The following is a 14,869-nucleotide window of genomic DNA, read 5'->3' on the forward strand; positions in this document are numbered from 1 at the left end:
TAGGTTACAACTTTGTCATTTATGAAATTATAAAACTGCGACTGAGAACTTTTAAAGCGTAACTTCTTTAGGACACGGAATATTTAAAGCCGCTGGTTTTGGATAAACCCTGTTGTTATACATTCTGTATTGTGTCGAAACGGTTCCTCCAAATAGTTTATCGTTTGTTAGTTTTAACTCAAATGAAATCTCAAATAAACCGGCACTGATTTCCTTGTAAGTTCCTTCGCCTGAAATAGCAATAATATGAGTATTTGATGCGCTGGACCCAATAGTTAAATCTTGTGGAATCACCAATACGGTTCCCTGCGTTTTGCTGTTTCCGTTTTCAGGAAAAAATTCTAAAGCAGAAGTAATATTAAATCCCGGAGAAATAGCAGCAGATGCACTTTCGTTAGAAAACCATCTTTTTAAACCAAAAGAGTTTACTGTATTTGTTCCGGTGGCAACATTAAATCCAATTTTAAAGGCATCGTGATACACATCGTCATTAGGATTTGCTGTTCCTTTGTCGCTGTAAAGTATAGCATTCTCATTGTCCTTTGTTACCACAACAGGAAAGGTTAAAGCATTAAAAGTCTGCCATGTACAAGTGTTATTGTTGTTAAACCAATGTTCACCATAAGTTAAATAAAATGCATTGGTAGGATCTGTAAATTTTGATGCAGGATTTGCCTGTAGATCTCTTGGTGATTTTGTCGGTTTTACAATTGTTAAATTAAGGCTTCCGGTTGCATTGTAATTTGGAATATTTACTAAGGTTATTTTTGACTCATAACGCGCATCATCATTCTGAAGATCTTCCAGCAATGTCAAATGATAAGTTACAGAACTTCTGTTATCTCCATAATCATCATGAGTAAGCGCGTATTCGAAACCATTTTGAAATTTAAAAATTGATGCATTCTCTATTTCAGAAGGAAAAAAGCCGTTAGGGAAATTTACTTTAAAATCGATTGTCTCGCCAACTACGCCTTGTATTACATATTGATTAACCGGAAAAGTATAATTGGTTTTAATTTCACCTAAATCAATTTTGAAAGTATCATTTGGATATTCTGTATTCAGGTTTCCGATATGAACTGCAGGATCAGATACCGTTTCTAATTTTAAAGTGATACTTTGATTGTCCGTCCATCTTTTATCAAAAGAAACAAAAATGGTATCCGTTACTTTGTTTCCTTCAAATACTAATTGACTGACCGGGTTTACTGTAAAGCTTTCGTTATCGCCAGTCGATGAAACTGCACTAAAATTGGCCGTTACAGCACTTTTAAGATTACGGGTTGTTAAGGCAACCGGAACTTTTAACGTTTTTACAGAGCTGTTTACATAAGTAGATTGAGGTGCCAGACTTCCGTTTACAGCAGGATATTCTAAAGGCACGTTATCTTTTGCCAAAAAATTAAACCTTAAAAAAGGATCTATCTCAGAACCTAATTTATAATCGTCTTTGGAGCAAGAAGTTATTAATAGAGCTATAAACAATATGCTAAATATCTTAATACGAGTCATTTTGTTGTAAGTTAGGGTTAAGATTAGTGTTGAATGTTGGTATTGGGAGAACAAATTTTAAAGAAGGATATGCCACACTGCAACTAGTAGAAATACAACCGTCATTTCTGGAAATATTTTTATGATTGCGTACGAGATCAAAGAATAAATGGCCTTCAAAACAAAGTTCTTTTCTTCTTTCTAAAAGAATATTTTCTTTAAGATTGGCTGTATTGGTTAGCAAAGTCGCATTTGCACGGGCGCGAATACTATTGATATCTGCCATTGCTTCATCTGGTTTATTGGTTTCAAAAGCTGCTTTGGCACGGATTAAGTACATTTCGCTTAATCTAAAAGCTACATAACCGGCATTATTTTGGAATTTTTTAGTAAAGTTGTAGCTCACAGGCGTAAGAACGCCATTCACTAATGTTTGAAGTGATTGTGTAAGAAATAGTTGTTTTCTTAAATCTGTATTTTCATAAAGAGTAACCAAATCATCAGAAGCAACATATTTATTATAACTGGTTGCCGAAGTATATCCAAAATAACTTGACATAGAATTGCCGGCAATACCTTCTGAATTTCTTGGAATCGAAAATTCTAATAAAATTTCAGAAACCGGAAGATCTGTTTTTGCCCATTCTGCAAGGTAATTTTCTTTTTCTGTTAACCTAATCCCGGAATTTGTGATGACATCATTTGCAGTTTCGTAAGCATTTGTCCAGTCATTTTTTTGCAGATAAACTCTGGCAAGCAGCGCTTTTGCACTGTTAACGTTGAAGTAAGAGTAAACGGGACCTGAAAGTACCAAAACAGAGTAATTGTCAATTGCTGTTTTTAGATCGGTTATAATTAAATTATACGTATTGGCTACAGTTTCTCTTTCGGGATATTCTATTCCTGCTTTTATTGATTTTGTGTTGTAAACAATCCCTAAATGAGAAGCATCTGAGGTATAACTATAATTTTGGCTGTACACCTGTGATAAAAGAAAATGTGCATAAGCTCTTATGGTCAATGCTTCTGCTTTAATTTGTTTCTTTTCTTCGTCAGTCGCATCGGTTAGGGCGGGAGTATATTCTAAAATTAAATTAGCCTGATTGATGATATCATAACTTCCGTCATAAAATGATTTGTAATTACTGGTAAGCGCCAGATCATCAAAAGAATAAACCTGCTCAATATTCCCTGATGGAGAAATTTGCCCTCTGCTGCTTCCGGAAGCCGTTGGGGTAAATTTTAAATTTCCTCCTTGCAAATCAGCATAAACAGCAAATCGTTCATCTTTTACATTAGCTTCAAGCTCCGTATAAAGTCCGGTTAAAGCAGTTACTACTCCTTGCTTGTTTTGCAAAAGCTCATCGACAGAGGTTTGAGTTCCGGGTTCCTGTTCTAAGAAATCACTGCAGCTTTGTAGTGAGAATATCAGGAAAAAAAGTGTGATGTATTTTGAATATTTCATTTCTTTAAAATTTAGCATTAACTCCCAGCGAGATTGTTCTGGCCTGGGGATATATAAAACTGTATTCTCGTATTCCGTTCATTCCTTTTGGACTTTTTTCCTTATACCAATATGCCACATTCGAAGCATCTGCAAAAACAGACAGAGCATCCAGAAAAGTATTTTTTAGGGGTACATTATAACTTAAATTAATATTGCTGATTCGGACATAAGTACCATCATATATGTACTTACTTAAATTAGGAATAATAGGTGAAGATGTTACTGCTGACTGTGAAACATTATCACCCGGATTTCTCCAGTAATCGTACGCATTTACAGAAAGATTTCTATTTAACGTATTAGAATACTTGTCGATATAAACATCACCAACAAAGACATCGCCTCCTAGTTGAAAATCACCTCTTACAGATAAGGTTAGATTATTATAAAATGTAAAACTGTTAAAAAAACCTCCGTAGGCATCTGCCTGTGTGTCACCAATTGGTACCCAGTCTGCAACAGTATGAGAATCATTATACGTTTTGGTATCGTATATTTTCCCATCCTTTTCTACAAGATCTCTACCTGTAGCGGGATCAACTCCAACCCATTTTATTCCCCATAAAGTAGTTGTGCTATAGCCTATTTTTTGTGCTAAGGCAATATTTCCTAAAGCGTAATCACTTCCTAAACCTTTTAGATTGGTTACTTTACTTTCGACAGTAGAAATATTGAATGTTGTTGTCCATTTAAAAGCATTACTTTTTATCCATTTAATTCTGGTAGTCAATTCAAAACCTTTATTATACATGCTTGAGGCGTTTAACTGAACAGAATTATATCCTGTTTCTGTTGGGATATCTCTTGTTGTAATTAAATCGGTTTTGTTGTCATAGTAATATTCTAAAGTCAATTCGATTCGTTTAAAAATATTAAAATCAAAACCAACATTAAATTTTGTGTTTTTTTCCCAGCTTAAATTCCCGTTTGGAGCAGCACCGGTCGTTGCTCCGATATACCCGTTATAATCGTTTTGGCTAATATTATATAAACCTTTTGCTCTGTAAGAACCAATTCTTGAATTTCCTGTAGAACCGTAACTCACTTTAAATTTTAGAAAATCAATCCATGTATTTGACTGTAAGAAATTTTCATTGCTTGTAATCCAGCTCAAACCTGCGCCGCCATTAAGAGCAACGTTTGTATCATCTCCAAAAACAGAGCTTTCGTCACGTCTTAAATTAGCTAAAACATAATAACGTTTTTTATAGTTATAATTCACCTGAGATAGAAATGAAACTCTCGAATTATAGCTAATTTCACCTCTGGAACTCTGTCCGGCTTTAGATTCATCAACCAAAGGAGTTGCAGGATTATCATCTCTGACAGCATCACTGATTTTATTAATTTGATCCGGATTGACAAATCCTACTCCGGATTTAAAATTAAAATCTGTTTTATCTTCAGATAATTCAAAACCTGCGACACCATCAATTTCATGATTTTCGTTTAATTGTTTATTAAATAAAACTTGTCCCTGCCAGTTCCATTTTGTCGAATTTCGTTGATTGAGAATTCGGCGTCCCCATGCAGGATACAAAATTCCGTTAAGAGTAAAAGATCCATTAAACTGACCACTTTCATTTGCAGCAGAAAAATAGCGATCCTGCTCTTTATCCGTATAATCCATTCCGAAAAGTGTCGAAAATTTTATAGCCTTACTAAGCTGATACGATAAATTTAAACTTCCGAGAATGCCAAATGTCTGCGACTGATTTTTATTTTGTTCAATAGCAGCCAGCGGATTTCCTCTTGTAATACCGCTTACTCCCAAATCTGCATAAGAACCGTCTGCATTGTAAACTGCGAGAGTTGGCAAATAAGCAAAACTAGAAAAGATATTTGGGGCATCTTTTTGTACGTAACTTGGATTCAGCATTAAGTTGGCACTCCATTTCCCTGAATTGAATCCCAGATTAATTCCTGCGTTTAATTGTTTGGTATCATTGCCTAGTTGAGGTTCATCAATTTTTAAATAACTTACGTTCGTACGATAGGAGAATTTTGAAGTCGATCCCGAAACATTAAAATTGTATTTGTTATATATTCCGCTTCTGTTTAAAACCTCGAACCAATCTGTATTTATACCATTATAAGCAACAGGAGTATACCCTGTTGTGGTATTTTTCATGTAATCATTTCTAAGTTCAGTAAATTGTTCTCCACTTAGATATTTAATTCTGTTAATAGCAGAAGAAATTCCCAATTGGTTAGAGAAACCAAATTGTGTTTTTCCTTTTTTTCCTTTTTTTGTCGTAATTAAAATTACGCCATTTGCACCGTCAGCACCATAAATACCCACGGCAGCAGCATCTTTTAAAACGGATATCGTCTCAATATTCTCAGGAGCAATTTTCATTAGCGGGTTGGCTAAATCTTCAGAAGTATCACCGCTTCCATTAAAAGAGATGGCATCAATCGCATATTCTTCACTCATTACAACACCATCAATAATAATTAACGGCTGTGTAGAAGTTCCGGTTTTTGCTCCGGTTAAAGATGATAAAGTTCCCTGCCCACGAATATTAATTTTTACAGGACCCCCAATACCAGAAGTATTTTCGACCATTACACCGGCAATTTGTCCGGTAATCATTTTGTCGATACTTTCTGAAGCTTGTTCTACAGCTATATCTTTAGCATTTAATGTAGAAATACTCCCTACAATCTCTTCTTTTAGTTTAGTAGTTCCATAAGAAGAAGTAATTACAACCGGATTTAATTCGTCTGTAAATTCTTCAAGATAAAAAGTAAATTCAGTTTTATTTTCAACTCTTGTCGTTTGAGGCTGCATTCCTAAATACTGAATTTCAAGAACAATATTTTTAATGTCATTGCCTTTTAGTTTGTACACAAATTTTCCGTTTGCATCTGTAATAGCACCCATTCCGGTACCTTTTACCAAAACTGTAACGCCCGGAAGAGGCGATTTATCCTTAGCATTTAAAACAGTTCCTTTTATCAGTCTTTCGCTTTCAGCTAAAACAGCGTTTGGAAGTGCAGGAGCAGCGTTCGTTAATAAAACCTGTTTTTTCTGGATGTAAAACGAAATGTTTTTACCGGCAAATAATTGCGTTAAAGCAGTTTCTAAAGTCACATTCTGAACATTAATATCTGCTAGTTGCTCAGCATCAATTTTTCGGGCGTTATAAATAATCCTAAAATCGGTTTGTTCTTCAATGGCTTTAATAATCAAACTAATAGGTTTGTTTTTGAGCTGTAAAGTGATGTTTTTATTCTGAGAAAAACCTTTAAAACTGGATAAAAGCAAGGCTAGGAAAAATAGAATTTTCCTTAAATCGTGTATCGTAAAAGTCATGTTTATTTAGTTATGGAAGATTGGTAATGGTTATTGTATTTCCTTTAACGGAATAATTAAATGGCGTGTCACGTTTTAGAAGTTCTAAAATGTTTTCGACACTGGATTCGCTAATTTTAATAGTACCGGTAAAATTCTGTTTGGCCAAAACAGCATTTTCATTGATAATTTCGACGTCGTAGGTACGCTGAATGATTTTAGCGATGGTAGAAAATGGAGTATCTTTAAAAGCAAGTTCACCTTTTGTCCAGGCAGAGTAGAAGGCAGGGTCAACTTCTTTTGTGGTTATTTTTTTAGAATTGTTTTGCCAGGTTGCCATTTGATTGGGTTTTAGCAAAATAACATTTTGTTTGTTGTCGGCTTCATACATCTGAATACTTCCTTCGACCAAAGTACTGTTGACCGTTGGGTTTTCAGGATAAGCACTTATATTAAATTTCGTTCCCAAAACTTCAACATCGACCTGATTGGCATTGACAATAAAAGGATGTTGTTTGTCTTTGGCGACTTCAAAAAAAGCTTCTCCGGTCAGGTAAACATTTCTTTTTCCGTTGATGCCAAATTGCTCCGGATATTTTAAGGTAGTTCCTGAATTTAAACTCACAACAGTTCCGTCAGAAAGCGTCAATTTGAATCTTTTTCCGTACGGCACTTTAAGTGTATTGTAAACGACTTCATGGTCCTGAACTTTTCCGAAATATATGATCTGATTTGCGAATTTCTTGGCAATTACTTTTTTATTATCATCAAGCACTAATTTCGTTTGATTGTCTTTTGTAAGATATTCAGAACGGCCATCTGCCCATTCCAAAACAATCTCTTTTGATGATGCAGTTTTTTGACTCCAATTAAAAGCTAATTTGCTCAACCCGATAAGGACCACAAATACAGCAGCATATTTGAGATAATGAAGTACTTTGTTTTTTGGACGAATTGAAAGTACCGGAACAGATTCCCCCGAAATAGTATCAGAAAGCGCAGTTAATGCCCAGGTTTTCTTTAAGGTAATAAAGTATTCTTTGTTTTCTTCTGATGCTTCAATCCATTCAAACAGTATTTGAACTTCTTGTTCTGAAGCTTCATTAGAAAGGTATTTATAAATGATTTCCGATGTCATATTTAAGTTTTTAAACTTCTCGTTACAGTAAGTACACTTCAGAATCAAAATACCCTACCTATTATTTTTAATTATTACAAATAAGGATAAAAATCAAGAACAGATAGTCCGATAATCTAGTCTTTAAAATCTTCAAAGCCTTTGTCATGTGGGCTTCAACCGCTTTTAAGGTCACTTGCATTTCTTCTGCTATTTCTGCATTTTTTTTATCCTCGAAGCGTTTTTTTATAAAAACTTCACGCGTTTTGGGCGGAAGTTCACTTATGCATTCCTGAATTAAACGCTCTAATTCGGTTAATTCTAAAGTATCAAACTGAACCGAGTTTAAGATTTCGATATCCAGTTCTCTTTCTTTCTGATTCAAAACTTCGCTCTTAAATTTATCCTTCACTTTATTGTGCCGAATCATGTTCAGGCATTTCGATTTGGCATACGTGTATAAAAAAGACTGGATCCCATTTATCGATTCAACAGTGTCGCGGTTTTGCCATAAATGCAGGAAAGCTTCCTGAGCCAGATTCTCGGCTTCGTCTTTATCATAAATAAACTGAATGCTAAAAGCAGTAATTCTGCGAAAGTATTTGTCGTAAAAATAAGTGAAAGCAGTTTCGTCTCCTTCTTTGAAAGATTCAAAAAGATGTAGTTCGAAACTGGTAGTATTGTTCATTATAAAAGGATCACTTTTTTAGAAAGCAATATAGGTAATTTATCAAAAAGACCTTTTTTGCACAGAAAGCGGCAAATATAAAAGTTTATTTATATTAATTCTAAATAAAATTCAAATAATGATAGTTTCAAAAAATATTATTCAGAATAAGTGTAAAAAATGTGTTTATTTTATAAGTTATAATTAAGTTTAGTGCTGCTGCGCGTGTTTATTAAACCATATAAGTTATATAAGCTTAGTGTTTTTTGGGGAATTTATAAGTCATATAAGTGAACGTAACGGCGATATTTATTTTAAACAATAGAAACTTATATTTATGATAATTATTAATTGATTTTAAGGTAAGTAGAAAGTATAAGGACCACTTTAATATGAACTTAAATTACTTATATGTTGAAAAAAAAACTTTTAATTATTGGTAAATTAATTTTAATTTGTATCATTGTAGTATAGAATAGTATAATAATCTAAAAATTATTTAATGAAACAGTATCCTTTCCTACTTAAAAACCTGTTTTTGTCCATTTTGCTGATGGCATTTTTTTGCAATTCGGCATTAGCACAAAAGAACATCAAGATGACTTTTGGCAAAAGTGGTGTTATAACTTATGATGCAAAACAAAAAACAATTGCCGTAAGTCAATCCGGTAAAGTTATTTTTAGCGGCGCAAAAGCTTCGGTTATCATCAATGGTAAAACAATTGGTGTAAACGATTATCCGGACGCCGTTTTTGCAAAAGAGGTGATCAGCGATGATTTAGGTAAAGGTTTAAAATATACGCTTACTTATAAAGAGAAAAATAAGGCTACATTGATCCAAAGTTTTTATACGTATAACAGTCAGGATTATTTTATCACTCAATTAGAAATTTCAGGCAACGGACAGCAAATAGCTACCCATTATATTGCGCCTTTGGATTTAGGGAAAATTGTTTTTGATAAAATAGAAAACCTGCAAACAGTTTTTGTTCCTTATGATAACGATGCTTTTATAAGTTACAACTCTAAAAAACTAGATACTATTTCGCATAATACAAGTGCCGAAGTTGGCATCATATTCAATAATGCATCCCGTAACGGTTTTATTGTAGGTTCTCTGGAACATACCGTTTGGAAAAGTGCCGTAAAAACAATCAATCAAAACAAACAGCCTTCATTTTCGGTCTGGGCAGGATATTCAGAAAAAGAGAATACACGTGACAGTATTGCACATGGTATTGTAAAAGGCGATAAAGTAGTCTCACCAAAATTCTTTGTGGGTTATTACTCAGATTGGCGTAATGGTATGGAACAATATGCCAAAACCAATCGTATTGTAGAGAAACCGTATGTTTTTGCATGGGACAAACCAACTCCGGTAGGCTGGAACAGTTGGGGCGTTTTGATGGAGAAAATCAATTTTGAGAATACGACTAAAGTGGCTGATTTCTTTGCTAATTCGGTTCCGGAATTTCGGGTTGGCAATACCGCTTATATCGATCTTGATTCGTTTTGGGACAACATGGTAAAAGGCGGTTTTACAGGAGATTTCAGTAAACTTAAAGAATTCGCTGATTATTGCAAAAAGAAAGGTTTAGAACCGGGAGCCTACTGGGCACCGTTTACAGATTGGGGCTGGAAAGATGGCCCAAACCGTAAAGCCGAAGGAAGTAACTATACGTTTGGCGAAATGTGGACGAAAACCGGCAATACTTATTTTGATTTTGATGGTGCGCGTGCCATCGATCCTACACATCCCGGAACACTAAAACGTGTTGATTATGTGATCAGTAAACTTAAAGAATGTGGTTTTAAAATGATTAAAATCGACTTTTTAGGTCACGCAGCTGCGGAATCGACTTCGTTTTATGATAAAAATGTAACAACAGGAATGCAGGCTTATAAAGTAGGTATGGAACATTTGGTAAATGCACTGGACGGTCAAATGCTTATTTATGCGGCAATTTCTCCAAATATGGCAACATCACGTTACGCTCACATTCGTCGAATTGCCTGTGATGCCTGGAAAACAATCGAGCAGACAGAATATACCTTAAATAGTGTAAATTATGGTTGGTGGCAGACGTATTCATACGATTATATCGATGCAGATCATGTGGTTTTTGCAGATGTTACAGAAGGGGAGAACCGCGCAAGACTTATTTCGTCAGTTATTACAGGTACACTTATTACGGGTGATGATTATAGCAAAGACGGAATCTGGAGCAAACGTGCAAAAGAATGGCTTCAGAATAAAGAAATGCTTAAAATTGTTGAAAACGGTGTGGCATTCCGTCCGGTAGAAGGAAATACAGGAAAATTAACTACAGAAATTTTCGAGCAAAAAATAGGCAATGACTGGTATATCAGTATTTTGAATTACGGAAATACAAGCAAAAATTATGCAATTCCATTAGAGAGATTAGGCGTTAAAAACGGGAATTATAAACTTCACGATGTTTTTACCTCAGAAAATGTTGAAGTAAAAAACAATACGATTAATCTAAATTTGGGTGCCAAAGATGCTTGTCTATTCAAAATAGTAAACCGTTAAAGAATTGACATGAAAAAGCATCTCTTTAAAAATGTCATAGTAGTATTGACGCTCTTTATCAGCGCATTCAATACCAGTAATGCTGCGGTTGTACTGCCCTCTTTTTTTACCGATAATATGGTTTTACAGCAAAAAAGTGCCGTTCCGTTTTGGGGAGAAAGTGATGGTAAATCGGTAACGATTACAACTTCTTGGGATAAAAAAAACTATACAGAAAAAGTAGTAAATGGTAAATGGAAGGTCGTTCTTAAGACCCCAATTTATGGCGGTCCTTATAGCATTACTATAAATGACGGATCCATTAAAACGCTCAATAATATTTTGATTGGCGAAGTTTGGTTGTGTTCCGGACAAAGCAATATGGAAATGCCATTGGATGGTTGGGGAAAAATAGATCATTATAAAGAAGAAATTGCAAACGCCAATTATCCTCAGATACGATTATTACAGGCAGAACATATAGAAAGTACTTTACCGTTACATACACTAAAAGTACAACACGACGGATGGAATGTTTGCAGTCCTGAAACCGTAGCCGATTTTAGCGCAACAGCGTATTTTTTTGCGAGAAAGATTTACAAAGAAAAAAAGATCCCGATTGGGTTAATTCATTCTTCCTGGGGAGGAACACTAATCGAGGCCTGGACAAGTTCCGGAGCGTTAACGACTATTCATGATTTTGATGCCGAAATTCAGGCGATGAAATCAGAGGTTGATCAGGAGGCTTTATTGAAAAAGTATAATGCCGATATGGCCGATTGGGAAATGAAATTGAGAGGTTCCGATAAAGGATTCGAGACAGGAAAAATAATTTGGGCAACACCCAATTTTGATGATAGTTCCTGGAAAACCATGTCTTTGCCAGTCTATTTTGAAAACAAAGGATTACCCAATTTTGATGGTGTAGTCTGGTTTCGAAAAAAAGTAAATATTGCTGCAAACAATACGGACTTTACCCTAAGTTATTTGGCAGATGATGACGATATGATTTGGGTAAACGGAAATTATATTGGAGAAACGAAAGGGTATAATGTAAAACGTCATTATACTATTCCGGCGAAGTTCCTGAAAAAAGGTGAGAACATTATAACAATAAGAGTTTTTGACGGAGCAGGAAACGGGGGAGTTTACGGAGATGAAAACTTCTCATTAAAATCATCAAAGGAAACGGTTTTATTAAACGGAGACTGGAAATATACTATTGGTGCAGACTTAAAAGATTTGCCGGCAAAACCGTACCTGGCTCAGGGCCAAAACAGACCAAGCGCGATATACAATGCTATGATTGCCCCTCTGACAGATTATAAGATAAAAGGAGTCATCTGGTACCAGGGAGAAAGCAATGCCGAAAGAGCCTATCAGTATCAAAAATTATTTCCGTTGTTGATCAATGATTGGAGAGCTCAGTTTAAAGATCAAAATCTGCCTTTTTTCTTTGTTCAACTGGCGAATTACAGGCAACAAAAACAAGAACCGGGAGATTCAGATTGGGCAGAGCTGAGAGAAGCACAATTCAAAACTTTGAAAGTATCCAATACCGGAATGGCGGTGACAACTGATATCGGGAATGGAGAAGACATTCACCCAAAAAACAAACAGGATGTTGGAGCGCGTTTGGCAAATATCGCTTTGGCAAAAGTATACAACACCAAAATTGATTATTCGGGACCGCTTTATAAAGCATGCGTTATAAAAGCGAATGTGGTTACGTTAGATTTTGATTTTAATGAAAATATAAAAGCCAGAGATGACCGCCTGAAAGGATTTTCGATTGCAGGATCAGATCAAAAGTTTTATTGGGCAGAAGCAAAAATAGTCAACGGCAAAGTCGAAGTATATTCACAAGAAGTACCAAATCCCGTGGCAGTTCGATACAATTGGGCTGATAATCCAATTGGGAATTTAACGAATGGATCAGGATTACCCGCATCCTCTTTTAGGACAGATGACTGGAAAGGAATAACACAAGAAAAGAAATAAAAATAAAATATAATAAAAATGAAAAAACACATTACCAACTTAAGGCAATCTTTTGGGATAGCATTTTTTATGCTGGCGAGTTATTGCAGTCCCGTATCGGCGCAGCAAATTATCTCAGTAAAAACAAAAAGTAATGCGCTTGTTTTGCAGGTAACTCCGGGAAAAGAAGTCAACACGATTTATCTGGGAGAAAAACTGGCAAATGATTTTGATTACGTAAAAATACAAGCTCAGTTCAAACAGGGAACTGATTATTCTGGAATTTATAATGCAGCATATACGCCATCCGGTTCTAAAAACCTATTAGAACCTGCGATTGCTGTAACGCATGCTGACGGAAATACTTCACTGGATTTATTATATGTAGATCATAAAACGACAACGGTAAGTACAGGAGTTTCTCAAACAGAAATTACACTCAAAGATAACGTATATCCTGTTGAGGTGCATTTGTTTATTCAGTCGTACTACGATACTGATGTTATCGAGCAGTGGACAACGATTAAACACGCTGAAAAAGGAAATATTACTTTAAACAAGTATGCATCGGCGAATTTGTATCTTAAAGGATATAATAATTTTTATCTGAACCAATATCATGGAGACTGGGCAAAAGAAATGCAGCCTGAAGAAACAAAATTGACTCACGGAATTAAAGTTTTGGATACAAAATTAGGATCTCGTGCCAACTTATTTCAACCCTCTGTATTTATGGTTTCTTTAGACAAACCAGCTACAGAAGACGAAGGAAAAGTGTTGTTTGCAGGTTTAGAATGGTCAGGAAATTTTCGTACAGATCTAGAATTGGATCCGTTGAATAATCTTCGTGTTATTTCAGGAATTAACAATGCAGCAGCAGCTTATTCACTGGCAAAAAACACCGTATTTACAACGCCTAAATTTTGGTACACCTTATCATCTAAAGGAAAAGGAAACGCAAGCCGTAATCTACACGACTGGTCCAGAAATTACAAAATATTAGACGGTAAAGGAAGTCGTATGACATTGCTAAACAACTGGGAAGCTACTTATTTTGATTTTGATGAAAATAAACTAAAAGTACTGATCGCCGACAGTAAAAAGCTGGGCGTTGATATGTTTTTATTAGACGATGGATGGTTCGGAAACACTCATCCTCGTAACAATGATGACGCGGCTCTTGGAGATTGGGACGTGAACAAAAAGAAATTACCAAACGGAATTGGAACATTGGTGCAAACAGCCAAAGACAATCAGGTAAAATTCGGAATCTGGATTGAGCCTGAAATGGTAAATCCGGCCAGTGATTTGTATAAAAAACATCCGGAATGGATTGTGAAACAACCGGGTAGAGCGGAGCATTATTTCCGTAACCAATTGGTGTTGGATTTATCAAACCCAAAAGTTCAGGATTTTGTTTACGGAGTGGTAGACAATCTTTTTACAGAAAATCCGGAATTGGCGTATATCAAATGGGATTGTAATGCGGTGATCTACAATGCATATTCAAGCCATTTAAAAGATAAACAAAATAATTTTTATACTGATTATGTAAACGGATTGTATAAAGTTTTAGAGCGTATTCGTGTAAAATATCCTAAAGTACCTATGATGCTTTGTTCAGGAGGCGGAGGAAGAGTAGATTATGCGGCATTAAAATACTTTACTGAATTCTGGCCAAGTGATAATACAGATCCTTTAGAGCGTGTTTATATGCAATGGGAATACTCGTATTTTTACCCGGCACTGACCATTGCGGCACACGTAACAGATTGGGGAAAACAACCAATAAAATACCGTACGGATGTTGCCATGATGGGAAGATTAGGTTTTGATATTGTAGTAAAAGATCTGAACGAAAAAGATTTGGCTTTTGCTCAGCAAGCGATAAAAAACTACGGAGCATTAAGTAATACGATTTGGCAGGGAGATCAATACCGTTTGCAAAACCCATGGGGTAATGACGCTGCATCAGTAATGTTTGTAAATAAAAATGGTAACGAAGCAGTAGTTTTTAGTTATTCAGTGAATTCAAGATACGAAGCGGGAGCACATTTACCAATAAAATTAAAAGGATTACAAGCCGGACAAAATTATAAAGTAGAAGAAATAAATGTGTATCCGGATAAAAAGGCAGTAGTAGAAACGGCCACTTATTCAGGTGATTTTTTAATGCAGGTAGGTATCAATCCAAATGTGAATTCTTCTAATACAAGTGTGGTTTTAAAAATTACAAAGGCCTAAATCTCAAACATTAGTATATATTTGTACTA

At 35.3% G+C, this 14,869-nt stretch carries 8 protein-coding genes; 3 read left to right on the plus strand and 5 right to left on the minus strand.

Features of this window, described 5'->3' with window-relative positions; translation table 11 throughout:
* Positions 1-51 precede the first annotated feature (51 nt).
* From B0A67_RS14125 to B0A67_RS14145, 5 genes are all read right to left on the minus strand, one after another.
* Positions 52-1,401: a hypothetical protein gene (locus tag B0A67_RS14125; RefSeq protein ID WP_123887411.1), complete on the minus strand. Its 1,350-nt coding sequence runs from the start codon at positions 1,399-1,401 to the stop codon at positions 52-54.
* 100 nt (positions 1,402-1,501) lie between these two features.
* Positions 1,502-2,959, minus strand: a complete 1,458-nt coding sequence (locus tag B0A67_RS14130; protein WP_242670966.1) for a RagB/SusD family nutrient uptake outer membrane protein — start codon at positions 2,957-2,959, stop codon at positions 1,502-1,504.
* Positions 2,960-2,963: 4 nt separating this feature from the next.
* A complete protein-coding gene (locus B0A67_RS14135) occupies positions 2,964-6,320 on the minus strand; it encodes a SusC/RagA family TonB-linked outer membrane protein (protein WP_072954106.1) in 3,357 nt (1,118 codons plus the stop codon).
* Between the two features lie 10 nt (positions 6,321-6,330).
* A complete protein-coding gene (locus B0A67_RS14140) occupies positions 6,331-7,437 on the minus strand; it encodes a FecR family protein (RefSeq protein WP_072954103.1) in 1,107 nt (368 codons plus the stop codon).
* A gap of 67 nt (positions 7,438-7,504) precedes the next feature.
* Positions 7,505-8,104: an RNA polymerase sigma-70 factor gene (locus tag B0A67_RS14145; RefSeq protein ID WP_072954099.1), complete on the minus strand. Its 600-nt coding sequence runs from the start codon at positions 8,102-8,104 to the stop codon at positions 7,505-7,507.
* 481 nt (positions 8,105-8,585) lie between these two features.
* Here B0A67_RS14145 and B0A67_RS14150 point away from each other — a divergent pair, with 481 nt between their 5' ends.
* The 3 genes from B0A67_RS14150 to B0A67_RS14160 are packed head-to-tail and all read left to right on the plus strand — an operon-like array spanning position 8,586 to position 14,840.
* Positions 8,586-10,637 carry an alpha-amylase family protein gene (locus B0A67_RS14150; protein ID WP_072954096.1) on the plus strand — a complete coding sequence of 684 codons (2,052 nt, stop codon included), beginning with the start codon at positions 8,586-8,588 and terminating at the stop codon, positions 10,635-10,637.
* 9 nt (positions 10,638-10,646) lie between these two features.
* Positions 10,647-12,617, plus strand: coding sequence for a sialate O-acetylesterase (locus tag B0A67_RS14155; RefSeq protein WP_072954093.1), 1,971 nt, complete (start codon positions 10,647-10,649; stop codon positions 12,615-12,617).
* An 18-nt stretch (positions 12,618-12,635) separates the two neighbouring features.
* Positions 12,636-14,840, plus strand: coding sequence for an alpha-galactosidase (locus B0A67_RS14160; RefSeq protein ID WP_072954089.1), 2,205 nt, complete (start codon positions 12,636-12,638; stop codon positions 14,838-14,840).
* The last annotated feature ends 29 nt before the right edge of the window (positions 14,841-14,869 follow it).

Source organism: Flavobacterium aquidurense (assembly GCF_002217195.1).
GTDB lineage: Bacteria > Bacteroidota > Bacteroidia > Flavobacteriales > Flavobacteriaceae > Flavobacterium > Flavobacterium frigidimaris.